The organism is Janthinobacterium silvisoli (assembly GCF_014200725.1).
GTDB lineage: Bacteria > Pseudomonadota > Gammaproteobacteria > Burkholderiales > Burkholderiaceae_D > Janthinobacterium.
On the sequence record NZ_JACHCL010000001.1, the window covers coordinates 1,743,515 to 1,769,868 of the forward strand.

The window sequence follows — 26,354 nt, forward strand, 5'->3', positions numbered from 1 at the left end:
AATTTTCCATTTTGGCAATTACAAACCTGCCTCCGAGAAAAATAATATAACCATTGCCAATATTCCATGAATCTCTGGAACTTCCGATTGCGTCAGAACCGCCGCGATGGCAAAGTAAAATTACCATATTGGTAACTTTTTCAATATTTTTTTTACAGATCAAGCGAGCGTGTCGAAAGGTATTCCTAAAAGACATCGAAATCAAAACTTATTACTTTTCGTTACGACTGGTGTCACGCTGCTTTTTAAACCGCAAAAAGCCAAAAACAGCAGCACCTACTACTACTAGAAAAGTAAGCAACCATACCATATCAAGTAGGTAGAATGGCGCGAGCAAACCATGCCAACGCTCCATCAAGCTCCTCAATGCCGCACCGAGCAGCCAGACTGCGGCAGGTAGCAGCAGGTCAGCAGGATGTAGCCAGACTTTCAAACTCGGAGTCGCTGCGACCGTCACAAGTACCAGATAGCAAAAGCTGGAACCGGAAAACGCCAGCGCTGCCCCCAGCAAGCCGAAATGAGGAATCAACAGCCAGCTGGAAATAAGTGCACCTATGGCCGCGATAGCAGCCAGGCTCGCCATCAATGCGGTTCTGCGGGCAACTTCCAATCCCTTCTGCGTGTACATCGATACGCAGGAGAAAAAGACGCCAAGCAAGACAATCAATAATACATGCATATCGATGGCGTATTTCGCACCAAAGAATAACTTCAGAAAGAAAGCTCCCGAAAACTGTAGCGCGGTAAAATAAACCGTGAACATAAGCGTGAGTATCTTGATATTGTTTTGTACTATTTTTTCTGCTTGCTCTTTTTTCTGATCGAGCATTAATTTAAAGATCAGAGGGTGCGAAGCCATCAGCAATGGCATGGTAATCAGGCCCGATGCACCGATCAGTAAATCTTTGGCCGAGATATAACTGGCAGCAGCAACCTCAAGGCCACTACCCTTCAAAAAAAAACGATCAACTGAATTCAGCAGCAAGGTCGCACACAACCAACCGGTCAGGGGCAAACCATATCGTACAATCTCTGCGACATTAGCCGACCTCAAATTTCTCAGACTAGTTGCCAATGTCGCCGTATTCAACGCATATGCTTGCCCTAATTTAAAACAATAATACAAAGCCGCCAATAAAAAACCAGCGCCGAAAGAAAATATGGCACTTGCCAGGTTGATTTCCCCGATCAGGAAAAATATTACAATGAGACCGACTTGCGTGCCACACTGGATCAGCGTCGCCATTAATTGCACGGCAATCTGGCGACTGGACTGGAATACGGATGCCAGCGTATAAAACAAGATCTGTCCGATCAGCAACACCATGAAACATGCCAGTACTCCCATAGCATGATGCAGGGCGATCACCAGCGTCGCCAGGGTAGTGCCCACCACGCCAGCACAAGCCATCACCGCCATGGCATCGCTTAGAAAAACGGATTTATCCTGTTTTTGCGGGAAATAATACAATATCGAATTTGCTATCCAGCCACTGGACAACTGCATCGCAATCAGTCCGGTGGTGATGATGACGGAATAGGCAACATAGTCTGACGATGCCAGGTTCCTGAACAGAAAAGAAATAAAGAATATCGTGGTAATGGCTGGCAGTACTTTTGCCGGAATATACAGCAATGAATCTTTTAATAGCATTTTATAAGACATAGCGGGCACATATTATTGCTAATTGACTGCAAATAACGCAGCAGGGTGTGATGTTTGCGGCCATTCCACTTATTGATGCCGCCAAAGAACGAAGCACACGCGCGCCGCGATCTTGCATACACGCTGAAACAGCGTCAGACAGCGCAGCGCAGCTCCTGCCTGTGGCACTTTTGATCAGGCAGGCTGTCTACGCAGATGAATACGGGAGACGCGCACGGCACTGCCAGCCGTGCATGCGAGCAATCATCCAGATAGTGCCACCGCAGCACCCTGGCACCACCTAAAAATGGCGACGACCGCCTATGCGTTTTGTACCGGGGAGCGTGTAATCCGGGCGGACATGAAACGCCAGGCGGCATACACGGCCAGCATCACGACAGTCCAGATAACGCCATGGTCATATAGCAAGGGGCCTTCGCCTGGCAATTGCGAAAAATGGTAGCCAGCCAGCGCACCGACGATACTGAACGCACCGACCGTGGCGCTGGAATCGAAAGGCAGCGAGGCGAACAGGCCAAGGATGACCGAGGCCGCTAGCAGGGCCGTAATGGCAAGGGGCCAGCCGCCGAGCGAATACGCAGAAATATGCACCGCAGCAGGCGAGGTGCCACGGCCTTCAAAACCATCCTTGCCGAAAATCCGCGTATAAATATATGTGCTAGGCCTACATGCGGGGCCGACATGTGCTTGTTCAAGCAAACCGCCGCAGACCCTGCCTTCCGTAGTAAATATCTGATAATAATAAGGATAGGCAATTGCCATACGATTGAACGCAGAAAACGCCAGCACACGGCCAATCTGATAAGCATGCTCCACGCGATCTGCCAGCGTCGGTTGCAAAACTGGCGGGGGTAAAGTAATTGTGGGTGCCGCCGGCGTACCGACGACATCGGGTACCGGCAAGTTCACTACTGGTGTCTCCACGACGCCCGTTGGCTTCATCACCACGACTGCGCGGAATACATAATTCGAAATAGCCCAGTACGACATCAGCACCAGTGCAGCTCCAATGGCAACTTTAAAGTAAACATTCTTTTCGGCGTAGACAAAGATGGTCAATACCAGGCCGATGTCGAAAATCAGAATAGGCCATTTCATGTTTAACAAAGTCAGCGATATGGCCATCAGCAAGGTATTGACGATGGTCGCCGCCACCCAAAACAGGCCATGATTGCGCAGCCAGCGGATCAGGGCATAAAAAGTCAGATAGTTCAGCAAAGACATTAAAACAATGCGGGCGGGAAAGCCGAGTTGCCCCAGTATCAGAAAGCGGGTCTGTACCGAACTTCTGGCGTCGGTACCGCTGCCGATAACGGAAAAAATACCACCGTGCCAAGCTGAATAAATCAGGAAGGCATAGCAGAGCATGGTCAGGACGAGGTAATCCATGCGCGTAAATTCCGGCAGTTTATCGGCCAGGCGGCTCAAGTGTCCGCTACTCAGGCGACGTACCAACATCACAATCAATGGTGTGACGACAAATGGCATCAGCATCAGAATCCAGTATCCGGCACTGAAGATCTCTGAAAATTCCAGTACACCCCTGGAATAACCGGCCGTTTCCAATACCTCGCCCCCTTGCGAAGTCGCATACAGGAGATTTCCGACAACGAGTGTAAAAAAATAAGCCGCAAGGAAAATGAGCGGCTGCAGATTCCTCACGGCCCATAGCCGAAATTGGTCACGATGTAAAATTGGTAGCGTTTTCAAGACAATCCCGGATATTGATTAATAGTAATTTCTATTGCACAGAAAAATTATCAAATAATATGATAATTATCGTTCAGCTTATTATAGAAAAAAAAGTGACCAGCATGTAGCCCCGCTTACAATTTAACACGCAAAATAATGAGCACGGAGCAACACTGGGAAGCCACAGGAAGGCCGAGGAAGAGACTGAGACGGACGCCAGCGCGTCCCGGGTACAAGGAAAACAAGAGGATAGCATAAGCCATATCCTCTTGCATTTTAATTATTATTGCTTTAACAAGCCACCGAGCAAAGCCGCCACCTTCTGCTTCGGCTTGGCCGGTACCGGCGCCATGCTGCTGGCCGATGGTGCCGGCGCCTTGGCCGGTTCGTACGGTTTCAGGAACCACGGATCGACCTTCTCGCGGCGCGCGCCTGGCGCGAAGGCGGGACGGGCGCCACGTTCGGCAGCACGGCTGTCGCTGCCATGGCGGCTTTCCGGGGTGCGCGCTGGACGGCCTTCGCCGCCTTCGGTACGGCGTGGCGCACGGCGTTCGCTGTCGCTGCCACGTGCCGGCGCTGGCGCAAAACCGCCCAGTTCGCCGCGTTTGATGGTTTGCTTGATGAGTTTTTCAATATCGGCCAGCAAGCGCTCGTCTTTATCGGAATAGATCGAGATAGCGTCGCCCGAGGCGCCAGCGCGGCCCGTGCGGCCGATGCGGTGCACATAGTCTTCGGCGTTATACGGCAAGTCGAAGTTGATCACGCAAGGCAGGTCGGAAATATCGAGGCCACGCGCTGCCACGTCGGTCGCCACCAGCACGTCGATCTCGCCCTTCTTGAACGCTTCGAGCGCCGCCATGCGTTCTTGCTGGCTCTTGTCGCCGTGGATCGCAGTGGCGCGCATGCCCTCTTGCTCCAGCACGCGGGCCAGGCGCGAAGCGCCGATCTTGGTATTCGAAAACACAATCACTTGCTTCAAATCACGCTGGCGCAGCAGATGGGCGACCAGTGCATGCTTCTGGTCTTCCGGCACCTTGTAGACTACTTGCGTAACCTTGTCGGCAGTCTGGTTGCTGCGCGCCACTTCGATCATCAGCGGATTATTCAGGAAGGTGTTGGCCAGCTTCTTGATTTCCGGCGAGAACGTTGCCGAGAACATCAGGTTTTGCCGCTGTTTTGGCAGCAAGTTGATGATGCGCTGCAAGTCCGGCAAGAAACCCATGTCCAGCATGCGGTCCGCTTCGTCCATGACCAGCATCTGCACCTGGCCCAGGCTGATATTTTTTTGCTCGATATGATCGAGCAGACGGCCCGGTGTGGCGATGACGATTTCCACGCCATTGCGCAGGATCACCGTTTGCGGCTTCATGTCCATACCGCCAAAAACGACGGTAGAACGCAGCGGCGTGTGCTTGGCGTAGGCTTGCACGTTTTCCGCCACCTGCACCGCCAGTTCGCGGGTTGGGGTCAGAATCAGCGCGCGCACCGGATGGCGGGCGGGCGACATGCTGCTGCTGGCGTGGGCCAGCAGCAACTGAATGATCGGCAGCGAGAAGCCGGCCGTCTTGCCGGTCCCCGTCTGCGCGGCGCCCATCACGTCGCGGCCTTGCAAGACCACCGGAATGGCTTGCGCCTGGATCGGTGTCGGATGGCTGTAACCCTGCTCGGTCAAGGCACGCAGGATCTCGGGGGCCAGGCCGAAATCGGCAAAACTCACGGTAGGGGCAGCGGGGGCAGGCGCGGGGGCAGCGGCAGGCGCAGGAACAGCGGCGGAGGCAGAAGCCGCGTCAGGCGTAGGAGTCGATTCGATTTCAGGCATAAATTTTATGGTGTGCCTCCGCACTGCGGAAGCCATGCTTTCTCAATAAACAACATTTCGGGGCACAGGCAGCTCCGTTTTACAAACCATAGATCATCGTTCTTGCGGCATCTCCGTGCCCCGGGACATGCTGTACGGCGAGTGCGGGAGCGTTGGGGAGATGTGCTGCGATGGCGGCGGAGATTGCGCCGGCGGAACATCGCGCGCAGAAGATACAATATCAGTGCTGTAAACGATACCCTAATTCACTGCAACTGTACACGGAAACCGTGATTTTTGAGCAAAAACCGTTCCAGCGGCGCGCTGCCTGAAGGCATCCGGCGCCTGCTACACTGCCGGCCATGACGACCACGCCCCTGCCCCACGATCCGCAGCCACAGCCGCCTGCCAAGCCTGGCAATGACGAATGCTGCCATAGCGGCTGCACCTTTTGCGTGCTGGAAATGTACCAGGAAGACCTGGCCGCTTACGAAGATGCGCTGCGCGCCTGGCAGCAGCGCCAGGAAATTGCTGCCGCACAGGGTGTCAGGAAACGCCGCAAAAAATAGGAGCAAGCGCGGTTAAAAGCTTTCCCATTCATCGGCCGGCGCACCAGCCGGCTTGCGCGGCGCCAGGCGTGGCTGGGCGAGCGCCGTGGCTTGAGCTGTCGCTGCCGGTACTGCCACTGCAGCGCGCGGCGCAGGCTGTCGAGCCACAAGGTGCGCGCTATCGAGCTTGAAGACGCTGACCACCTGCGTCAAGCTGGCCGCCTGCTCCTGCATGGACTCGGCAGCCGCTGCAGCCTCTTCAACCAGGGCCGCATTTTGCTGGGTCACCTGGTCCATCTGGGCAATCGCCTGGTTAACCTGCTCGATGCCTGCGCTTTGTTCAGCGGTCGCCGCGGTGATTTCGCTCATGATGTCTGTCACGCGCGTAATGCTGGCCACGATCTCATCCATGGTGCGTCCCGCCTGCTCCACCAGGGTCGAGCCAGCCTCGACTTTTTCTACCGAGTCGCCAATCAGAAGCTTGATATCCTTGGCCGCCGCCGCCGAGCGTTGCGCCAGGTTGCGCACTTCCGTCGCCACCACGGCAAAGCCACGGCCCTGCTCGCCTGCGCGCGCCGCCTCGACGGCCGCATTGAGCGCCAGGATATTCGTCTGGAAGGCGATGCCGTCGATCACGGCGATGATGTCGACAATCTTGCGCGACGAGGCATTGATCGACGCCATCGTGCCCACCACTTCGCCCACCACCTTGCCGCCCTCGACGGCGATGCTGGCCGAAGTCAGCGCCATGGTATTGGCCTGGCGCGCATTGTCTGCATTCTGGCGCACAGTCGAGGTCAGCTCTTCCATCGACGATGCCGTTTCTTCCAGCGAACTGGCTTGCTGCTCGGTACGCGACGACAAGTCCTGGTTGCCCGCCGCGATCTGGCTTGACGCCGTAGCGATCGTATCGGTACCGCTCAGCACCTGGCCCACCAGGCTATGCAGACTGGCATTCATGTCTTTCAGGGCCGCCATCAGTTGACCGGTTTCATCTTGCGACGTCACCACGATATGCGCCGTCAAATCGCCGGCCGCCACCTGGCGCGCCACACCCACGGCCATATTGAGCGGACGCGCCACCGTGCGCGCCACCCACAGCGCCAGCACGAAACCGAGCGCCACGATCCCCAGCAGCAAGCCTATCAGGGTAGTGCGCGAAGCAGCATAAGTTTCATCTGCGCTGACGGCCGAATGCGCACCACCCGTGGTATTGATCGCCACCAATTTATCGAGCACACCCGTCATCTCTATCATGATCTTGGCCGAAGGCCCCACTGCCAGCGCATTCGCCTCCTCCTTCTTCATGTCGCGCGACAAGACCATCATGGTGCTATGCAAACGCATGAATTCCGTATTCAAGGCCAGCAACTGTTCAAACAGTTCCGGCTCGCCCGGTTCGGAAATCAAGCTGCGGTACGTGGCCAGATCCTCCTTCAGCTTGGCACCGGTGGCGGCCAGGCGCTGCTCATTGGCCGTCATGTCCGATTCCTGGACCGACAACATATGCGCCAGTTCCCAGCGGCGGAAGTCGCCCATGTCGCTACGCAGGAACAGCGCCGCCTCCACGCTCGGCATCCAGTTGCGCGACAGGTCACTGGCGGCGTCATGAATACGCGCCATCGCAAAAATGGCCGAGACACCCAGCGCAGCCGTCAGCAGCAACACGGCGCCAAACGACAGCAGCAGCTTGTTGGCGATTTTCAGATCAAAAAACCATTTCATGCGTTGTTTCCTTCATCAAACTATTACGGGGACGTGACAGGCGTCTGGGCCAAAAAGCGTGGCCAAGGGTGCCTGCAGCACGAAAAATCGGCTGCGCAAGGGCGGAGTCCATACTTACATGCAAGTCAATTTTCTTAATAGCAATATTTTATCATTGCCCGCTTCAAGGGCTGCAGCATTTGTCGCAAGCAATGCGCAAATAAGCGCCTTTTGTTTGCTTCAAGTCATATTTCCTTCAAACGTCTGTTATTTCCACACGGAAATCCACATAGATCAAGCCGTTCTCCGCGTAGGAGCCGGATGACACGGAGCAATGTTCCTAGCCTACATAAGGACGTCGGCTCATCCGATGCCCGCCAGGGTCGCAAGCCCTTATAGTAGATACATCATTTAGTACAAATGCAAAGCCAGCAAAGCAGGCAAGCAGCGACAAGCAAGCCATCCAACAAAATCAGAAAACGAGGCCAAACATGTACAAAGCTTATAGCAACCTGACCCCGGCAACGAATAGCCACGCAGTGAGCACGACCGCCTGGCAAACTGCTCATTCACCCGCGCCGGCAATGGCATCAGCCACGCCGATGATCAGCATCACGGGCGCCCAACAAAATGAATTGCTGCGCGCCCTGTCGCGCAGCGATCTGGAACGCCTGTTTTGCCAGCTTGAACTGGTTGCGCTGCCAGCCGGCAAGCACTTGTTTGATTTCGGCGCAAAAATCGACTACACGTATTTTCCGACCAATGCCATCGTTTCCCTGCTGTATGTGATGGAAGACGGCGCCACCACCGAGATCGCCGTGGTTGGCCGCGAAGGCGTGGCGGGCGTGGCGCTGTACGAAGCCGAACGGGCCACCTGCACGGCCGTCGTGCAAACGGCTGGCTATGGCTACCGCCTGAAAACGGCTTTCCTGCGCGAAGTCTTCAATGAAGGCGGCGCCTTGGCCAAGTTGCTGATGCGCTATACCAGCGCGATGTTTGCCCAGATGGCGCAAAACGTGGTGGGTGGGCGCCATTGCAGCATCGAACAAAAACTGTGCCGCTGGCTGCTGGACCGTCTTGACCGTTCGCTGTCAAATGAATTGAAAGTTACTCAGGACACCATGGCCAATATGCTGGGTGTGCGCCGTGAAAGCATTACCGTTACGGCCCGCAAACTGCAGGATGAGGGCTTGATCCAGTACCGCCGCGGCACCGTGGAAGTGCTGGACCGCGAAGGCCTGGAAGCGGCCGCCGGCAATTGCTACAAGGCAGCCCGCGCCGGATTCGAACAATTCCGCAGCGATATCAACAGCCATAATTAAGCGCTTCCGCACCCTTGCCCTGAAAGCACGCTACGGCGTGCTTTTTTTTGGCCAGCTCAGCCGTCCAGCGACGACTCGGCAACCAGCCACTCGCGAAATGCCTTCAGGGGCGGGTACATGGCCCGTTCGACGGGCCAAGCCAGATAATAATGTTCCGCACTTTCCATCGGCAGCGGAAAAATGGGCACCAGCTTGCCGCTCTCTAATTCCTGCTGGATCAGGAAACTGGGCAGCAGCGATACGCCGACGCCAACCATGGTCGCTTCGGCGATGGTGGCAAACTGGTCGAACAGCATGCCATGCGCCGCGCCGCGCGAAGTGCCATGCAGGGAAAACCACTGCTCCCAGGCATCAGGCCGCGTGCTCAGATGCAGCAGCACCTGCTGGCGCAAATCGTCGGGATGGCGAAAACCGGCGCGCGCCTTCAATGCCGGGCTGCAGACAGGCAGCACTTCTTCAGAACGCAGCAGAGCCAGCTCCGCCTCCGGCCAATGTGGATGCCCGAAGTGGATCGCGGCGTCGAAGCTGGCCGTCCTGAAATCGAAATGCGACAGCTGCGTTTTCAGGTTCAGCATCACGCCAGGATGCAACGCAAAAAAACGCGGCAAACGGGGCGCTAGCCAGCGGCTGCCGAAAGTGGGCAGGATCGCCAGGTTCAGGGTACCGCCATCCGGGTTCGAACGGATATTGAGCGAGGCGGCGCGGATGCGCTGCAGCGCGTCGCCAATTTCGCGCGCATACAGCTCGCCGGCCGGGGTGATGCGCAGCGATTGATTTTCACGCACGAACAAGCGCGCCTCAAGCTGCTCTTCCAGCGCCTTGACCTGGCGGCTGACAGCGCTCTGCGTGAAATTGAGTTCTTGCGCCGCAGCCGTGATGCTGCCCAGGCGCGCCACCGCTTCAAACGCGGACAGCAGCGCAACAGAGGGAAGAAAGCTACGCGGGGTTTGCATGGGTCATACCGTTTCAGAATGAGGTCTTGAGTAAACAGCTCAGCCACTGCGGCGCGGCGTCGGCATAATTGTATTCCGAATATGCCGGTGCGTCGTGCCCAAAAACTCGCGCCAGCCGCCGCAAAAACAATCTCACCCAAACAACAGTCCAGCGCCAGCGAAGGAAAGCATCATGCAAGCCCAATACGTTCATCCCGACGACATCCGCAGTCAGTTTTCGCAAGCCATGTCGGCCATGTACCGCGCCGAAGTGCCCCAGTACGGCGCCTTGCTCGAACTGGTCGCCGACGGCAACGCCGAAGTCCTGGCGCAGAACGCCGGCTTGCAGGCGCTGCTCGAACGGCGCGGTGAAACGGGCCGCCTGAATATCGAATACCACGGCGCGATCCGCCTGGGCACGGCCGCCGAACTGTCCGGCATGCGCCGCGTGTTCGCCGTGATGGGCATGCAGCCGGTCGGCTACTACGATCTGTCGGTGGCCGGCGTACCCGTGCACGCAACCGCCTTCCGCCCGGTCGACGATGCAGCGCTCAAGCGCAATCCATTCCGCATCTTCACTTCGCTGCTGCGCCTGGAGCTGATAGAAGACGCAGCGCTGCGGGCCGAAGCTGAACAAATCCTCGCCGCCCGCCAGATCTTCACGCCGGGCGCGCTGGCACTGCTGGATGCACACGATCTGCAAGGCGGCCTGACGGCAGAACAGGCAACGCAATTCGTCGAGCAGGTGCTGGAAACCTTCCGCTGGCACCAGCAGGCGACCGTTTCGGACGCGCAGTACCAGCACCTGCACGACGCCCACCGCCTGATCGCCGACGTGGTCAGCTTCCGTGGCCCGCACATCAACCATCTGACGCCGCGCACGCTCGATATCGACGCCGTGCAAGCGGGCATGCCACTGCGCGGCATCGTGCCGAAAGCCGTGATCGAAGGTCCGCCGCGCCGCGCCTGCCCGATTTTGCTGCGCCAGACCAGCTTCAAGGCGCTGCAGGAAACCGTGCTGTTTACCGGCGATGATGGCCAGGCTGTGCCAGGCCACCACACGGCGCGCTTCGGTGAAGTGGAACAGCGTGGCGCCGCCCTGACGCCGAAAGGCCGCCAGCGCTACGACGAATTGCTGAACGCCGCGCGCACCCAGGTGCCGGCGACGAATACGCCAGCCTACATGGCAGCGCTGCAGCAAAACTTCAAGGACTTGCCCGACGACTGGAACAGCATGCGCGAACAGGGCCTGGCCTACTTCCGCTACAGCGCCACGCCAGCCGGACTGGCGGCGCAAACCACGGCCGCTGGCTCGGTCAGCGAATTGCTGGCGCAAGGCCTGCTGCAATTTGATCCTATCCTGTATGAAGACTTCCTGCCCGTGAGCGCGGCCGGCATTTTTCAATCGAACCTCGGTGGCCCTGCCGGTGCAGCCTATGCCACGCGCTCGAACCGCGATCAATTCGCCGAGGCGCTGGGCCAGCAGCCGTTCGACGAACTGGCCTTGTACGCCAGCGCCGAACTGGCCTCGCTGCAGCAAGCCTTGAGCGACCTTGGCCTGCATCAGGACGCGGCCGCATTGCTGCAATCCTGATCGATGACGACCTCCATTCTTCCACAGCGCCTGGCGGCCTTCCTCTCCGCACTGGCCGCCTGCGGCTACCGCGGCGACATCGCGTCCGATATCGCCACGCGCACCGTGTTCGCCACCGATAACAGCATTTACCAGCTGACACCTGCCGCCGTGCTGTACCCGCGCGAGGGCGAAGACCTGAACCGCATCGTGCGCCTGGCCGCCAGCGCCGACTATGGCCCTATCCCGCTGGCGCCGCGCGGCGGCGGCACGGGCACCAATGGCCAGTCGCTATCAAGCGGCGTGGTGATCGACACTTCGCGCCACATGAACGGCATCGTCTCCTTCGATGCCGAACGGCGCCTGGTGACGGTGCAGCCGGGCGTGGTGCTGGACCAGCTCAATGCCTACCTGAAGCCGCACGGCCTGTTTTTCCCACCCAGTGTTTCGACGGCTACCCGCGCCACCCTGGGCGGCATGGTCGCCACCGACGCTTCGGGCAAGGGCTCGCGCATCTATGGCAAGACCTCGGACTATATCGAGGCCATGGACATCGTGCTGGCCGATGGCAGCGACTGGCATGTGGCAGGCCTTGACGACCACACCAGCGCCGCCGTCGCAGCGCGCGACGACATGGCCGGCGCCATCCACCGCGAAGTGCGCCGCGTCGTCACGGAACAGCGCGAGCGCATCGCCGCAATCTTCCCGAAAATGAACCGTGGCCTGACCGGCTACAACCTGCAGCATGTGCGCAGCAATGATGGCGCTTTCCGGCTGGCCTACCTGCTGGCCGGTTCCGAAGGCACGCTGGCGCTGACCAAACAAATCACCTTGCGCGTGATTCCACGCCCCAGCCACCGGGCGCTGGTGGCCGTGCGTTATGCGCATTTCCAGATGGCCCTGGCCGACGTGCAGCGCCTGGTGGCGGCCGAACCGGCAGCGATTGAAATCCTCGACGACAAGGTGCTGGGGCTGGCGCAGCAGGATGTGATCTGGAGCGGCATCGAAAACGTACTGGGTGGGGCCACGCCGCAGCCGGTGCTGGGCCTGAACTTTGTCGAATTCGTCGGCGACAGCGCGGCCGCCGTGCAAGAACAGGTGGCGCGCCTGGATTCGCTACTGGCCGATGGTTCCGAACGGGCGATCGACTGGGCCGTCGTCACCGATGCATCTACCGTGGCGCAGTTGTGGACCTTGCGTGAAAAAGCCGTGGGTTTGCTAGGTCGCCTGGGCGGCGCGCGCCAGGGCATGGCCTTCGTCGAAGATACCGCCGTGCCGCCGGAAAAACTGGCCGACTATGTGGCCGAATTCCGCACCCTGCTCGATAGCCACGGCCTGGCGTATGGCATGTTCGGCCACGCCGACGTGGGCTGCCTGCACGTGCGCCCTTTGCTGGACATGAAAAACCCGCTCGATGCCGCCTTGATACGCCCGATCTCCGACGGTGTCGCGGCGCTGACGAAAAAATACGGCGGCCTGCTGTGGGGCGAGCATGGGCGGGGCTTTCGCGGCGAGTATTCGCCGTTTTTCTTCGGCCCGGAACTGTATGCGGAACTGTGCCGCATCAAGGCCGTGTTCGACCCGCAAAATATCTTCAATCCGGGCAAGCTGGCCACGCCCGGTCCGCAAACGGCGCTACACAAGATCGACCGCATCGATATGGTGCCTTTGCGCGGCCAGGCAGATCAGCAGATCGATGCGATCCGCATGCAGGCAGTGGAACGGGCCGTCGCCTGCAATGGCAACGGCGCCTGTTTTTCCTGGGACGCCAGCGACCCGATGTGCCCATCATACAAGGCCACGCGCGACCGCACGCAATCGCCAAAAGGCCGCGCCACACTGCTGCGTGAATGGGCGCGCCTGGACAGCGTGCAGCAAGCGGCGCCATCCGAGGCCGGCGCTACTGCCCTGCACACGATGGAAGCAGAGCTCAAGACATCGCTGTCGACCTGTCTGTCATGCAAGGCTTGCGCCAGCCAGTGTCCGGTGCGGGTCGATATACCCGCCATGAAATCCCGCTTCCTGCAGCACTACCACCTGCGCGTGCCCCGCTCGCGGCGCGACCGCCTGGTGGCCCGCATGGAGCCTTTGCTGGCGTTAGCCTCCAAGGCGCCCGCGCTGGCCAACCTGCTGTCGCAAAACCGTGTCAGCGGCGCCATCTTGCGCAGAATATTTGGCCTGTCCGACTTGCCCGCACTGTCGGAGATCCCCGTCCAAGGTAAAGGTGCCAAGCTGCGCCCGTCGCAGCCGCAAGCCCTGCAGCCATTGACGGCCTTGCCGGCAGAGGAAAAACAGCGCCACGTCATTTTGCTGGAAGACAGTTTTACCAGCAGCTTCGATACAACGGCAGCGCAAGCCGTGCATGATTTGTTGACCTTGCTGGGCTACCGCGTGCACCTGGCCAGTGCGACTGCCAATGGCAAGTCGCTGCATGTGCTGGGCATGCTTGATCAATTTACGCCCGTCGCCGAAGCGGCCCGCTCGTGGCATGGCCAACTGGCGGCCACAGGACTGCCTTTGCTCGGCGTGGAAGCGGTGACGATGCTGATGCATGAGCATGAATACAAGGTTGATGACGGCGCCAGCGCAACGCAGGTGCAATCGGTCGATCAATTCCTCGCAAGCGAACTGGAAACGGGCAGGCTGCACTGGCCGCAATCCATACCCGCTGCAGCAAGCGCGCCGTTTCGCCTGTTCCTGCACTGTACCGAAAAAACGGCGCGCCCGCGCACCGGCAGCCAGTGGAGCCAGGTTTTCCGCGCAGCCGGTCTGCAGACCGAGGTACAAGCCACCGGCTGCTGCGGCATGGCCGGCATGTTTGGCCATGAACAGGAACATGTGGCCATGTCGGCCCAGTTATTCGACATGAGCTGGGCCCAAAAACTGGCTGGTGCAGCGCCATCGCAGGTGCTGGCCAGTGGCTTTTCCTGCCGCTGCCAGACCGAACGCCAGGCCGGTTTCCGGCCACGCCATCCGGCCGAAGCACTCCTGGCGCAGTTGCGCGCAGCGGGGTGCAATTAAGCGCATTTATTCCCCCACTATTTTGCCGCACCCGATATGATTAAAATGATAAACACTGGAGACATGCATGAAAATAGACGCAGCACCCCTGGCACCACCGATGACTGAGATAGAAAGCGATCGCCTGTACCGGCGCATCGCCTTGCGCCTGATTCCCTTTCTGTTCCTGGCCTACCTGTTTGCGCTGATCGACCGCACCAACGTCGGTTACGCCAAGCTACATTTCATGAGCGATCTGCGCCTGACCGAAGCCGATTATGGCTTCGGCGCCGGCCTGTTCTACGCTGGCTACATCCTGCTGGAAGTACCGAGCAATATGCTGCTTGAGCGCGTGGGTGTGCGCAAGACCCTGTTCCGCATCATGGTCGTCTGGGGCATGGCCACCATGCTGATGGCCTTCGTCACCTCGCCGCTGCAATTCTTCGCCATGCGCTTCTTGCTGGGCGTGGCCGAAGGCGGCTTCTATCCTGGCGTGCTGCTGTTTTTGACTTACTGGTTCCCCGCGCAGCGCCGTGGCCGCGCCTTCGCGCTGTTCCAGATGTCCAACCCCATCGCCGGCATCAGCGGCTCGCTTATCGCGGGCTGGACCATGACATCGATGGACGGCGTGTTCGGCCTGCATGGCTGGCAGATGCTGTTCCTGATGGAAGGCATACCGCCTATCCTGCTCGGTTTCCTGGCCCTTGTCGTCCTGACCGACAAACCGGAAAAAGCCAAGTGGCTGTCGACGCGTGAAAAAGCACAGATCGTGCACGATATCGGCCCTGCGCCAGCGCCCGACCCGGATGGCAAAAGCAATCTGCAGCGCACCCTGCGCACGCCGATGGCTTACATCCTGGCCATGGTGTATTTCACGCAGCTGTCTGCTGTCACCCTGATTTCGCTGTGGGGACCAAGCGTGCTGAAAGAGCTGGGCATCACCGACGTGAAATCGATCAGCCTGATCTCGGCCTGCACCTACCTGGCGGGCTTTGCCGGCATGTATCTGATCGGCCGCCATTCGGACCTGAAGCTGGAACGCTACTGGCACTACATCTGCTGCGCCTCGGCGATCGGCATCGGTGCCCTGCTGCTGGCAACCTTCCATAGCAACCTGACGTTTGCGATCGCCTGCTACACCCTGATCGTGATCGGCATCTTCGGCAGCTATGCCGTCTTCTTCACTATTCCGGCCACGCTGTTCGACACGCGCATCAAGGCGACCGGCATCGCGCTGATCACCATGCTGGGCAGCTCGAGCGGCTTCTTCATGCCATGGGTAATCGGCCTGATCAAGAATGAAACGGGCAGCATCTTCTACGGTGTCGCCGCCACCGGCGCCCTCAGCCTGGGCGGCGCATTATTGGTGCTGTTCTTTGTGCCGAAGAATGTGGAAAAAGCCAGCAAGCCATAGATTTTCCTCACTGAGCATCATCAATGAGCATGATCAAGGCACGCCATCCGGCGTGCTTTTTTCATCGTGGCAGGCGCTACAATAGCCAGACTCCACAGCCATGAAAGCAGTAATGAAAGAGATCAATTGTGACGACCTGCCCCATATTCGCGTACTCGCAGGCAACAACGAAAGCGGCCCCGTATTTGAATCGCTGCCCGCCCGCCAGATCGACGAACACGTCTATGAACTGTTGGCCTCGCCCGGCCTGACCCTGAACCTGGCGCGCGGCGACATCATCAACATAGAAAATCCGCTGGCGCAGGCCCAGGTGCTGAAACGCGGCGGCAACTTCTGCATCCACATCTACGCCGACGAGGTGCCGCAAACAGCCGTCGAGCAACTGGCAGACGCAGTGCAGGCGCAGTTAGGCGGCACCCTGGACGGCCAGTACGAAGGCAACCTCACCTTCAGCGTCCCCAGCCGCCATGGCATCTACAACATCAACGGTCCCTTCGACGCCTTCCGCGAAGCCACGGGGGTTGAGTGGTACTTTGCCAATATCTACGTCAATCTGGAGGATGACGATGATGAAACTTTATTGAACTGGTGGCTTGAAGAGTAAACCTCTGCTGGAGATGAGGCCTGTCAACACGCCATATCGGCTAACGCACATTCACTAGTGGAAAGCTATGAGCACATTCCAACTGCTTATCCTCGTCATCGCGCTGGTCTTTATCATCAGTACGGTCGTCAATCAGAAAAACCGCAAGTCCAAAGGCCCACTCAGGCTAAAAAGAAGGCCGTTGCTGACAAACCGGGAACAGCAAATGTTCTCGCTGCTGTCCTCCGCCCTGCCTGAATGTGTCGTGCTTGCCCAGGTAGCGTTTTCCGCCTTGGTCACGGCCGATGGCTGGCAATCGCGAAATCGCTTCAACCGCAAGGTGGCCGACTTCGTTATCTGCAGCAAGCAGATGAATGTCATTGCCGTCATCGAACTGGACGACCGCAGCCATATAGGCCGCGAACACCATGACAGCGAGCGTGACGCCATGCTCAAGCAGGCTGGCTACGCCACCATCCGCTATCAAAGCATTCCGACAACGGAACAGATACGACGCGATATCGAAGACCAGTTAAGGGCCATGCAAAATGCCCAGTCTACTTAAGGCCAGGCAACATTATGTAACGCGCCTATCTATGCAAAAAGACCCGGCAATTACCCGCCAAGGCTTTATCGTTATCTGCTCATGGATGCCATACTCGACGTACTTACTCCGTTTTATACACTTCCTTCATGACTTTAATATACTCAGCCATTGGTATCATGCCGAGTTCGCTGCGACGTTGTTCAAGATGTGCCTCATCTTCGACTGGGCATAACTCCATTGATTTTGCCGATTTGAATTGCGTACCATAGAGTTGCGGCTTTCCATCGCTGACCCGGACGCGGTCTTCCAGCATCGCCAGGTCCGAGCCATCCGCCTCTCCCTTCGCGACTGCGGCTTGTAATACCGGCAAATAGGTATGCTGGCTAGCCGAGTCCGCATGCTGCAATACTATAAATGCAGATTTTGCATTCTCAATGCCGGCGAAACCATTTCCCGGCCAGCCGAAACGCTTGATAATAGCGTCCAGCCGCTGCATATTGGCTTTGTCTATCAGGCCCTGTTGGGCTTCTTGCTCTGCCGTCATTTCACTCGGATTAGCACGCAAGGACTGATCCGATATTCCCATCTGCTCTATATCACGTACCGCCTGCGCCTCTTCATCGTCCAGCGCTTTGCTGCGTATGGTAATTTCGTCACCCTGAAAGCTAAAAGACCGTTTATCGATGCTCAGCATTAACAGCACATGACCTTTGAGACGTATGGTTTTATCTGCATCGATTTCGGTTTTTCTTGCCGTCCAGTTGGGGATGAACGAACCATCGAAGGGCAAAAGTATATTGCTCACTTCTTTGCCTTGACTTAATACTGAAATCGTTCGCCGCCTTAATACAGGCTTCGCATCAGGAGAAGGAAGGGCTTCAGCCTTCGCACTCAATGTGACTACCGCAATCAATCCCAAAAGGCATATCTTCAGATAAGACATTAGTTCTCCAAAATGAGTTTCGCTATTCACCTAATTACATCAGGCATGCATCATGAATAGCATCTACTCTATCTGGTATCTGATAGATAATTATTACATAGTGGAAAGCTTCCTTAGCAGCCCCGACTATTAACTGCCGGGGCCAGCTTATTCCAGTAAATGCTGACAGTTAATCCCTGGGCATTTATCGCGCCATCGTCACCGCATTGAGCAACAGCCACGCCGAATGCGGCAGCCATTGTTCTACCCAGCGCCATTGATTTTCATCGGGGCCGGGAGCGAAAACGATGCCGCGCGCCGTGCTGCTGTCGGTGGCGCCGGTGATGCCGTTCGAGACGCCGCCCTTGGTCATCGGGCCGGCGCTTTCGGCATCGGGCGGGTTGCGTACGCCGAAGCCGTGCAGCATGCTCATGCCGTAGGGATTGCGGCCCAAGGTCCAGTCGACCTGGTTCTGGGCAAATTCGGCCAGATTGGGGTTGATGCCAAATGCTCCCTTGGCTTGTGGCGCAACTGCCCGGCCACCCAGGATCGCGGCGGTGCTGAGCGAGGACAGGCGCGCGCTTTCACCCTGCCACCAGTAGCCGGTCTCATTGTCGTGCGGCATGAAGAAACCTTCGTAGACTTCCTTCGACAACTGGCCCTTCTCATAGGTACGGAAGGTCTGGCGCGCATAGTTATACGGATTGACGACCTTGATGTCGAGGCGCAATTGCGCGTCCAACGCGGTGCTGATCGTTTTTTGCGCGCGTGCCATGCGCGCCGCATCGGTTTCAATTTCGCGGTAATACACCAGGCTCAGTATCGGCAAGCCCGCTTCGACGCCATGGTAATAAGGACGGCTGCCATTGTCACTGATGAACCAGCCATCGGCCGTCAGCCTGGCGCTCAGCTTGTCTGCGCGGAGGCGCGCCGCCGCCAGGTATTGCTGTTCGTGGGTTGCGTGGTACAGCTCGGTCGCGGCCATCAGCGCGGTATAGTCGTCGATGATGTTTTCCTTGCCGTCGTAGCAGTATTCAAGGTTATGCACTTGCAGATGGTCAAACGCGCGCTTCGCATCGGCCAGATAGGTCGCAGCGCTGAACTCGCCATGCACGCCGCTGCTCTTGGCCAGGATGGAGGCGCGCGCCAGTGCCGCAATGGCCATGCCGCCACCGGCGCGGAAGGCCGATTTGTAGCTCTTGCTGTATTTGCCGTCGAGTCCTTCAAAGCCGGTGACCATGCGCTCGGCATTGTCGGTGCCCCATTTGTCGAAGACGGTCGTATAAAAGTAGCCTTGCGGATCGAGAATACGGTGCAGATAATCGGCGCCCCAGAAGGCTTCGTCCCGTACTTTCCCTTCCAGCCCCGCTTTGCGGTACAGTTGCGGTGCAGTAGTTGCCGTTTTTGCCAGTATCCAGGTCACCATCGAGGCCTGTTGCGGATTGAAAAAATTAGCGTAGGAAAGATGCGACAGGTATTTTCCTTCGTCGCCGCCGGCGTCGTTCCAGCCGCCCCAGACATCGGCGTAGCGCTGGCTATCGTAGATGCGCAGGTGGCGGTCCTTGGGATTGGTATTGCGGCTGGCGTGGAAATAAGCCAGCAAGCTGCTGGCGGTAGCGTTGAACAAGGCGTTCTCTTGCACGATGACGGGGGCGGATGCGGCTTTCTCTCCGCCCAGTTCAGCTTCGATCACATAGCTGCCAGCTTCGCTATCCTGTGAAAAATCGGCAACAAAATAATGTTTTCCAGCACCCCATTCGTCAAAGCCAGGTAGCGCGACCAGCTGGCCCTTGCTGGCTTCCTTGCCATCCCGCAGCACGCGATAGCTGCCGCCGCTTTGCTGTCCCAGATATTCGACGATAGCTTTTTTGGGGCCATGCGCTTCCAGCGAAACCTGGTTGACTTGCACCGAGATCAATGCGGCGGCGCTGGAATCAGCGGCCTGGGCCGAGTTCACGGCAAACAGGGAACTCAGGAGCAGCGTCAGCAGGGGGACGGACAAATGATTTTTTAAAGCAGCGTGGGATGGGTATCGCATGTTGAGCCTTATGGTTGATTCATGTCATATTTTCTATTGTGCTTTTAGAATACCATCAGAAATAAATACAAACAATGAGTGTAAGAAATGTTTTTCATCGGCGCCGACTGCGTTAAAGGTGCTTCGGGCGCAGCGGTCACGCGTGCCGGAGAGCGATGGTCGGGTATCATGGTAGTTTTCGAAGAAGATTTTTATTGACATGAAAAGAAACATTAGCCGTGGCGCAACACAACAATCCAGTGCGCCGTACAACCGGCGCGTGGTACTGGATTTGATACGGCAACAAGGATCAATTTCCCGCAAGGAAATTGTCGATGTGGTGGAGCTCAGTCCGCAAACTGTTGCCAATATCACCAATGACCTGGAAGCGATAGGCTTGATCGTCGCCCGCCGTCAAAAGGTTGAAAATTCGCGCGGCCAGCCGCCGATCGAGTTCACGCTCAATCCGGACGCTGGCGCATCGATCGGCATCAGCCTGGAACCAGGCAGTGCCTCGGCGGCGCTGGTCAACCTGGTCGGCGACGTGCTGGCGCGCTGCAAGGTCGAAGTCGATACCCGTGATTCCCACCGGGTACTGGCGGCAATGGTGTTGTTAGTTGGCAACTTACGCCGCAGCGCCAGCGGGCGCATCTGGGGCATAGGCGTCGCCATGCCGGGCCCCTTGGTGCCAACCGAGATCAGCTTTGTCGGACCTACCGTGCTGGAAGGCTGGAGCGATATGTCGGTGCTCGACGACTTGCGCGATGCCGTCAACCTGCCGGTTTTCTACAGTGTCGACAGTGTGGCAGGCGCCTTGGGCGAGACCCTGTTCGGCATGGCCAGGGCAATGGACAATTTCTTTTACATGCATTTCGGCATGGGCCTGGGCGGCACCCTGGTAGTGAACCGGGCCGCCTACCGTGGCGCGAATGGCAATGCGACGGAAATCGGCCATATCCCCGTGGTGCAGGGTGGCACGCCTTGTTCCTGCGGCAATGCGGGATGCCTGGAACGCTATGTTTCCTTGCATTCGCTGGCCGAAGCACTGGCCATCGACGATCGCGGCATCCACGAATTGCCGTTCGCCGACTGGATCAGCGACGCCAGCCAGACGGCCTTCCACGCCTGGTGCAAGCAAGCCGCCGCACGCTTGCGCGATGCGATCGGCATCATCGAAAACATGCTGGACCCACGCACGATCATTATCGGCGGATCGGCGCCGAAGGTGCTGGTGGAGCATCTGGTCAGCCTGGCACAGCCGCTGTTGAAGTCCGTACGCGGGGGCTTGAGCGGTGGTGGCGAGCGCATCCTGTTATCGCAAAAACAGGAAGACAGCTCCATCCTGGGAGCTGCAGTGTTGCCCTTATACGACATGCTGGCACCCAATATTGATGTACTGCAACATGACCGCCGCGCAGAGGCAGATATGGCGGAATTGCTAGGGCAGCGTGGTGCAGCGCGTGGGGGTAGTCTGTAGAAAAATACTTACATCCATTGGATTTAATTATTGACGAGGTGAGAATGGCAATTTATATTTATTGCCATGGACACTATAAAACCCCACCTCAGCATTATTGGAGATCTCGGCGTTGACCTCGTCATGGGATCAGTCGATGGATGGCCGCAGATCGGCACGGAAGTCATCATGTCGCGCAGCGAGTTGCGCGCCGGCGGTTCTGGGGCCAATGCGGCCCTGGCCATGCGCCATCTCGGGCAACCGGCACAGCTGATCTCGGCCGTCGGCAACGACGACTTTGGCGTCTGGCTGCGCACCCAGTTCCACCAGCTGCTTGCCGACCTGCAGGTATGCCCGGTGCCCTCGACAGTGTCGGTCGGCATCATGCATGCAGACGGCGAACGCAACTTCTTCACCACGCAGGGCCATCTCGAACACTTGTCGCCCGCCTACGCGCTGGAACAACTGCCACCGGCTGCCTGCCCAGGCTCCATCGTCCTGTTCACCGGCGTATTCCTGCTGCCTGCATTGCGCCGCGACTACCCTTACCTGATGAGTACTGTGGCAGCGCTGGGCTACCAGGTGGCGCTCGACACCGGCTGGCCTTCGGACAACTGGAACGCGGATAACCGCGCCGAATTTGCCGCGTGGCTGCCACTGTGCGACCACTTGCTGATCAACGAACTCGAAGCACTGAGCATCACCGATACCTCTAACCTCGACAGCGCCATCGCCGCCCTGTCCGCCGGATTGAAACCTGGCGCTACCCTGGTCGTCAAAACCGGCCCACGCGGCGCCATCGGCCTGCAAAACGGCGAGCTGATCGAGCACGCCTCCGAGACCGCCGCCATCTTCGACACTATCGGCGCTGGCGATTCCTTCAATGCCGGCTATCTGGCCGCCCGCCTGCAAGGCGCTTCCTTGCCACAGGCCTTGTCCACCGGCTGCCGCGCGGCAGTCGCCATCCTGACCCGTTTCCCCCGTCACACCATCGTTCCCGGCGAATTCGCGTCGGTGCTTACCCACGGCTAGTTCACACAAGATTAATAAAAGATAAGAGACAAATCATGAAAAATCGCCGCCTGCTAATCCTGTACATCATGTTGATCTGGTTCGTCATTTCCTTTGTGACCAACCTGATCGGCCCCTTGATGCCGATCATTATTAATGACTTCCATCTGAGTTTGGGCATGGCCGGTTTCCTGCCATTTTCGTTTTTCCTGGCCTATGGCCTGATTTCGATTCCAGGCGGCATATTGGTTGAGCGCAAGGGCGCCCGCACCACCTTGCTGATCGCCTTTGGCTTGAATTTCCTGGGCAGCCTGGCGATTGCGCTCAAGCCCGAGTATGGCTTCGTCATCGGCGGCTTGTTCGTCATTGGTCTGGGCATGGCGTTGCTGCAGGTGGTGATCAATCCGCTGTTGCGCATCACTGGCGGCGAATCCCAATTTGCTTTCTTTTCGGTGATGGGGCAACTGGTGTTCGGCCTGGCGTCGTTTGTCAGCCCGGTGGTATTCCAGTGGTTGATGGAGCGTCCCGGCGCAGCGGGTTCGGCGCTGGTGTGGGTGACGTTTTACTGGGCGTTTTCGGGACTGTTCTTCGCCCTGATCGCCATCAATTACAGCTTGCCGCTGCCAAGAGTGGAATTGAACGAATCGGAAAAAGCAGGCGGCTGGGATGCTTACCGGGAACTGCTGAGCCGTAAAGATGTGCGCCTGTTCTTCCTCGGCATCGTTGCCTACGTCGGCACCGAGCAAACGCTGGCGAACTGGATGTCGCAATTCCTGATCACTTACCACAACTTTTCAGCAACCGGCGCGGCAGCGGATGCGGTGGGCCAGTTCTGGGGCTTGATGTCGGTCGGTTGCCTGGTCGGCCTGGTGCTGCTGAAACTGCTGGACTCCAAAATCGTGCTGGCCATCTTTTCAGTGATGGCACTGGCCTGTGTCGCGCTGGCACTGTATGGCACGGCGGCTATTGCGATCCTGGCTTTCCCGGCCGCCGGCTTCTGCCTGTCGGTAATGTTCTCGGTGATCTTTTCGCTGGCGCTCAATTCCGTGCCACGGCATCAGGGCGCTTTTTCCGGCATCTTGTGCACCGGCATCCTGGGTGGCGCCGTGGTGCCGCTGCTGGTAGGCCAACTGGGCGACCACATCGGCCTGCGCGCCGCGATGCACGTGGTGTTCCTGACCCTGGGCTTTATTTTCGCGATCAGCTTCTGGGCACGGCCTTTGATCAGCAACGAGACGACCGGCTGGTTCAAATCCGGCAAGCGCCTGGCTGCTCGCCAGCAAGGCGCCAAGTAATACATGAACTAAGCCATGCAATAACCCATTAAACAGCAGCAAAGATTGCCAGACACCCTCCCCCCGTCGCCGGGGGGCTGATTTTAAAAATAACTCAACCACAAGAGTAGTCGGAGAAACACATGCATATCGTAACTCGCGTAAATCGTGTACATCGCACCCCTGTCGCCCTCGCCGTCGCCATGGCGCTCAACAGTCTGATCGGTGTCGCCCAGGCGCAGCAGGCCCACGCGCCGGAAGCTCCCGCCGCCACCGATGCGCCGCTGGAACAGATTGTCGTCACCGGTGTGCGCGCCTCGCGCGAAAAGTCGCTGGTCAAAAAACGTGATGCCGATTCCGTGATGGATGTGGTGACTGCCGAGGATCTCGGCAAACTACCGGACAAGAATATCGCCGATGCGGTGCAGCGCTTGCCGGGCGTTAATATCAGTTCCGGTTCTGGCGGGCAAGGCGGCTTTTCCGAAAACGACCGTGTCAGTATCCGCGGCACCAATCCCAGCCTGACACAAACCACGGTCAACGGCCACACCATCGCCACCGGCGACTGGTATGTCGGCGACCAGAGCGGCACGGTAGGACGCAGCGTCAGCTTCACCTTGCTGCCATCGGAAATCGTCAGCTCGGTGGAAGTGCTGAAAAGCGCGCAAGCCGACCTGATCGAAGGCGGCACCACCGGCAGCGTCAACATCGTTACCCGCAAGCCACTCGACTTCAAGAAAACCCTGACGCTGGAAGCGACGGTACAAGGCATGTATGCCGACTTGCCGGGCAAGACCGCGCCGCATGCGAATGCCTTGCTGAACTGGCGCAACGAAGACAAGACCCTGGGCTTCATGCTGCAAGCGTTTTCCGAGTCGCGCAACGAGCGCCGCGATGGCCAGGAACTGTTCCTGCTGGGACAGGGCACGATCAGCCACCCGGACGTGATCGCCGCGCATCCGGACTTGAATGGTGTCGCCTATCCGGCACAAATCGGTTCCTCGCTATTCACCCAGAAAAGCCAGCGCCGCGGCGCCCTGTTCGACGTGCAGTTAAAGCCGAGCCGCGACCTGACCCTGGAAGCGAATGGTTTTTACTCGCACTTCAGCGGTACCAACCTCGACACGAATTACCTGGCCAACCCGACCGGCCTGCTGGAAAACGGCATCTCGCCGACCAGCTATAAAGTAGTCAACAACACCCTGGTATCGGCCACCTTCCCGAAAACGAATTTTGATCCGTCCGGCGTCAGCCCCGGCGCCGATCAGCCTATCGCTGGCCTGCGCGATTCGATCTACCGTCCGAAAGCAGCATCGATGGCCTCCTACCTGGACCTGTCGGCCAAATACCGTCCCAACAAGGAATGGCAAATCACCAGCCAGGTGGGCTATACCAAGGGCCTGGGCGAAACCCCGCATGATTACGGCCACGAAGCATTCCTGATCAACTCGCCGATGTCTTACCAGATGCATGGCAAGGGCACACCGGCCGATGTGTCTTTCCCCGGCGTCGATACGGGCAACTTCAACAACCCGGCCAATGTCACCAATGGCGGCAGCTGGTCCAGCTCTTATCACGTGGCCGACAGCGAAGCCTATGGACAACTCGATGCGCTGGTCGACCTGGAGCACGGTTACCTGGAAAGCGCCAAGTTCGGCATCCGTTACGCCTCCCACAAACGCCAGTCCGAGGGCCGCAATTTCGGCTGTTCGGCCGACGCCAACAATGTCTGCTTTACCAATCCGGGCCAGACCTTGCCGTTGCCAGCCTGGTCGGGCACGGTTTCGCCAGGCAATTTTGGTAGCGGCCTGGGTGGCGGCTCCGGTTTCCTGTCGCGTTTCTGGACTTTGGAACCTGGCGCCATCGCCGCATGGCAAAACACGTACAACAACGTCGACCTGGGACCGAATTACCAGGGCAACTTTATCGTAAAAGAAAAAGTCGCCGCCGCCTACGGCATGGTGAACCTGGCCGGCGAAGGCTGGCGCGGCAACGTGGGTGTACGGGTAGCCAATACCCGCCAAAGCAGTTCGGGCTACAACTTCGACGAGGCCAATCTGCCGGTGGCGTCCACGGTGGAACACCATTACACCGATGTGTTGCCTAGCGCGAACTTCAAGTTCGACTTGAACAAGGACTTGGTAGCCCGCCTGGCCGCCTCGAAAACCATGTCGCGCCCCGATTATTCGGCACTGACGCCAGCCGTCACGCTGAACAATATCAACGGCACCGGTTCGGGCGGCAACTCGGACTTGAAACCGATCCGTTCGAATAACTTCGATGCGACGCTGGAATGGTATTACGCGCCCCGCTCGCTGGTATCGGTGGCTGGTTTCTATATGGACATGCCGTCGTACGTCACGTTCGGCTACAACACCCGCCGCTACCTCAATACCTCGACCAACCAGTTTGCCGACTTCGTGATCACGTCGCCATTCAATATCGCGGCCAAGAACAAGGGCGTTGAACTGGCCTGGCAGCAACCGCTGTGGGGCGATTTCGGCGCGCTGGTGAACTACACCTACGCCAACGGCCGCACGTCTGACGGCATGGCCCTGGTCGGTTCCTCGGCGAATACCTTCAACACCGAGCTGTACTACGAGAAGGAAGGCTTCAGCACCCGCCTGGCTTATACCTACCGCTCCTCGTTCCTGGTCGGCCTGGCCAACGTCTCGCCACAATATGCGGCAGGCCTGGGAACGCTGGCAATGTCGCTCAATTACAAGGTCAACGATAACGTGACCATCACTTTTGACGCATTGAACCTGAACAACCCGGTATTGAAGTATTACGCCAACGCCGAACGGCCACAGGCATTTTATTCGAGCGGCCGGCAGTTCTTCCTCGGCGTCCGGTTATCTAACTAATTAGCTGCCAGTAACTTCGCCAGCCCCC

Annotated in this window: 18 protein-coding genes; 11 read left to right on the forward strand and 7 right to left on the reverse strand. The window is 58.2% G+C overall.

Annotated features, from left to right (window positions below):
• Window positions 1–211: 211 nt before the first annotated feature.
• From HDE75_RS07860 to HDE75_RS07870, 3 genes are all read right to left on the reverse strand, one after another.
• Window positions 212–1,666 (reverse strand): lipopolysaccharide biosynthesis protein, encoded by a 1,455-nt coding sequence (locus tag HDE75_RS07860; protein ID WP_183675361.1) that lies wholly within the window; start codon window positions 1,664–1,666, stop codon window positions 212–214.
• A gap of 300 nt (window positions 1,667–1,966) precedes the next feature.
• Complete coding sequence (locus tag HDE75_RS07865; protein ID WP_183675359.1) at window positions 1,967–3,328, reverse strand: hypothetical protein; 1,362 nt, start codon at window positions 3,326–3,328, stop codon at window positions 1,967–1,969.
• 313 nt (window positions 3,329–3,641) lie between these two features.
• Window positions 3,642–5,177, reverse strand: a complete 1,536-nt coding sequence (locus HDE75_RS07870; protein ID WP_221291769.1) for a DEAD/DEAH box helicase — start codon at window positions 5,175–5,177, stop codon at window positions 3,642–3,644.
• Window positions 5,178–5,518: 341 nt separating this feature from the next.
• Between HDE75_RS07870 and HDE75_RS07875 the strand changes: the two genes are divergently transcribed.
• Window positions 5,519–5,725: an oxidoreductase-like domain-containing protein gene (locus HDE75_RS07875; RefSeq protein ID WP_183675357.1), complete on the forward strand. Its 207-nt coding sequence runs from the start codon at window positions 5,519–5,521 to the stop codon at window positions 5,723–5,725.
• A 12-nt stretch (window positions 5,726–5,737) separates the two neighbouring features.
• On the opposite strand, the gene HDE75_RS07880 is transcribed toward HDE75_RS07875, so the two are convergent.
• The gene (locus HDE75_RS07880; RefSeq protein WP_183675355.1) at window positions 5,738–7,429 is read right to left on the reverse strand and encodes a methyl-accepting chemotaxis protein; all 1,692 of its coding nucleotides are present in this window, start codon (window positions 7,427–7,429) and stop codon (window positions 5,738–5,740) included.
• A 563-nt stretch (window positions 7,430–7,992) separates the two neighbouring features.
• Between HDE75_RS07880 and HDE75_RS07885 the strand changes: the two genes are divergently transcribed.
• Window positions 7,993–8,730, forward strand: coding sequence for a Crp/Fnr family transcriptional regulator (locus HDE75_RS07885; protein WP_183676588.1), 738 nt, complete (start codon window positions 7,993–7,995; stop codon window positions 8,728–8,730).
• 56 nt (window positions 8,731–8,786) lie between these two features.
• Here HDE75_RS07885 and HDE75_RS07890 read toward each other — a convergent pair whose 3' ends face one another.
• Window positions 8,787–9,683: a LysR family transcriptional regulator gene (locus HDE75_RS07890; protein ID WP_183675353.1), complete on the reverse strand. Its 897-nt coding sequence runs from the start codon at window positions 9,681–9,683 to the stop codon at window positions 8,787–8,789.
• A gap of 172 nt (window positions 9,684–9,855) precedes the next feature.
• On the opposite strand from HDE75_RS07890, the gene hglS reads away from it, so the two are divergent.
• From hglS to HDE75_RS07915, 5 genes are all read left to right on the forward strand, one after another.
• The gene (gene hglS, locus HDE75_RS07895) at window positions 9,856–11,256 is read left to right on the forward strand and encodes a 2-oxoadipate dioxygenase/decarboxylase HglS (RefSeq protein WP_183675351.1); all 1,401 of its coding nucleotides are present in this window, start codon (window positions 9,856–9,858) and stop codon (window positions 11,254–11,256) included.
• Between the two features lie 3 nt (window positions 11,257–11,259).
• On the forward strand, window positions 11,260–14,256 hold the full coding sequence (locus HDE75_RS07900; RefSeq protein WP_183675349.1) for an FAD-binding and (Fe-S)-binding domain-containing protein: 2,997 nt from the start codon (window positions 11,260–11,262) through the stop codon (window positions 14,254–14,256).
• Window positions 14,257–14,323: 67 nt separating this feature from the next.
• Complete coding sequence (locus tag HDE75_RS07905) at window positions 14,324–15,649, forward strand: MFS transporter (RefSeq protein WP_183675347.1); 1,326 nt, start codon at window positions 14,324–14,326, stop codon at window positions 15,647–15,649.
• 112 nt (window positions 15,650–15,761) lie between these two features.
• Window positions 15,762–16,253 (forward strand): DUF4265 domain-containing protein, encoded by a 492-nt coding sequence (locus HDE75_RS07910; RefSeq protein ID WP_183675345.1) that lies wholly within the window; start codon window positions 15,762–15,764, stop codon window positions 16,251–16,253.
• Between the two features lie 181 nt (window positions 16,254–16,434).
• Window positions 16,435–16,797 (forward strand): DUF2726 domain-containing protein, encoded by a 363-nt coding sequence (locus tag HDE75_RS07915; RefSeq protein ID WP_183675343.1) that lies wholly within the window; start codon window positions 16,435–16,437, stop codon window positions 16,795–16,797.
• 103 nt (window positions 16,798–16,900) lie between these two features.
• On the opposite strand, the gene HDE75_RS07920 is transcribed toward HDE75_RS07915, so the two are convergent.
• Both HDE75_RS07920 and HDE75_RS07925 read right to left on the reverse strand, forming a co-directional pair.
• Entirely contained in the window at window positions 16,901–17,722 is an 822-nt protein-coding gene (locus HDE75_RS07920) for a DUF6624 domain-containing protein (RefSeq protein ID WP_183675341.1), read from the reverse strand.
• 184 nt (window positions 17,723–17,906) lie between these two features.
• A complete protein-coding gene (locus tag HDE75_RS07925) occupies window positions 17,907–19,703 on the reverse strand; it encodes a glycoside hydrolase family 9 protein (protein ID WP_183675339.1) in 1,797 nt (598 codons plus the stop codon).
• 235 nt (window positions 19,704–19,938) lie between these two features.
• Here HDE75_RS07925 and HDE75_RS07930 point away from each other — a divergent pair, with 235 nt between their 5' ends.
• The 4 genes from HDE75_RS07930 to HDE75_RS07945 all read left to right on the forward strand — a co-directional run bounded on the left by HDE75_RS07930 (window position 19,939) and on the right by HDE75_RS07945 (window position 26,326).
• Window positions 19,939–21,195 (forward strand): ROK family transcriptional regulator, encoded by a 1,257-nt coding sequence (locus tag HDE75_RS07930; protein WP_183675337.1) that lies wholly within the window; start codon window positions 19,939–19,941, stop codon window positions 21,193–21,195.
• A 123-nt stretch (window positions 21,196–21,318) separates the two neighbouring features.
• Window positions 21,319–22,206, forward strand: a complete 888-nt coding sequence (locus HDE75_RS07935; RefSeq protein ID WP_183675335.1) for a carbohydrate kinase family protein — start codon at window positions 21,319–21,321, stop codon at window positions 22,204–22,206.
• 35 nt (window positions 22,207–22,241) lie between these two features.
• Window positions 22,242–23,480 (forward strand): MFS transporter, encoded by a 1,239-nt coding sequence (locus HDE75_RS07940; protein ID WP_183675334.1) that lies wholly within the window; start codon window positions 22,242–22,244, stop codon window positions 23,478–23,480.
• A gap of 122 nt (window positions 23,481–23,602) precedes the next feature.
• Window positions 23,603–26,326 carry a TonB-dependent receptor gene (locus tag HDE75_RS07945; protein ID WP_183675332.1) on the forward strand — a complete coding sequence of 908 codons (2,724 nt, stop codon included), beginning with the start codon at window positions 23,603–23,605 and terminating at the stop codon, window positions 26,324–26,326.
• Window positions 26,327–26,354: the final 28 nt, after the last annotated feature.

Coding starts and splice junctions, on each gene's coding strand:
- HDE75_RS07945 (WP_183675332.1), top strand. CDS start 23,603: ATGCATATCGTAACTCGCGTAAATCGTGTACATCGCACCCCTGTCGCC.
- HDE75_RS07885 (WP_183676588.1), top strand. CDS start 7,993: ATGGCATCAGCCACGCCGATGATCAGCATCACGGGCGCCCAACAAAAT.
- HDE75_RS07875 (WP_183675357.1), top strand. CDS start 5,519: ATGACGACCACGCCCCTGCCCCACGATCCGCAGCCACAGCCGCCTGCC.
- HDE75_RS07900 (WP_183675349.1), top strand. CDS start 11,260: ATGACGACCTCCATTCTTCCACAGCGCCTGGCGGCCTTCCTCTCCGCA.
- HDE75_RS07935 (WP_183675335.1), top strand. CDS start 21,319: ATGGGATCAGTCGATGGATGGCCGCAGATCGGCACGGAAGTCATCATG.
- hglS (WP_183675351.1), top strand. CDS start 9,856: ATGCAAGCCCAATACGTTCATCCCGACGACATCCGCAGTCAGTTTTCG.
- HDE75_RS07880 (WP_183675355.1), bottom strand. CDS start 7,429: ATGAAATGGTTTTTTGATCTGAAAATCGCCAACAAGCTGCTGCTGTCG.
- HDE75_RS07870 (WP_221291769.1), bottom strand. CDS start 5,177: ATGCCTGAAATCGAATCGACTCCTACGCCTGACGCGGCTTCTGCCTCC.
- HDE75_RS07910 (WP_183675345.1), top strand. CDS start 15,762: ATGAAAGAGATCAATTGTGACGACCTGCCCCATATTCGCGTACTCGCA.
- HDE75_RS07920 (WP_183675341.1), bottom strand. CDS start 17,722: ATGTCTTATCTGAAGATATGCCTTTTGGGATTGATTGCGGTAGTCACA.
- HDE75_RS07890 (WP_183675353.1), bottom strand. CDS start 9,683: ATGCAAACCCCGCGTAGCTTTCTTCCCTCTGTTGCGCTGCTGTCCGCG.
- HDE75_RS07905 (WP_183675347.1), top strand. CDS start 14,324: ATGAAAATAGACGCAGCACCCCTGGCACCACCGATGACTGAGATAGAA.
- HDE75_RS07940 (WP_183675334.1), top strand. CDS start 22,242: ATGAAAAATCGCCGCCTGCTAATCCTGTACATCATGTTGATCTGGTTC.
- HDE75_RS07930 (WP_183675337.1), top strand. CDS start 19,939: ATGAAAAGAAACATTAGCCGTGGCGCAACACAACAATCCAGTGCGCCG.
- HDE75_RS07860 (WP_183675361.1), bottom strand. CDS start 1,666: ATGTCTTATAAAATGCTATTAAAAGATTCATTGCTGTATATTCCGGCA.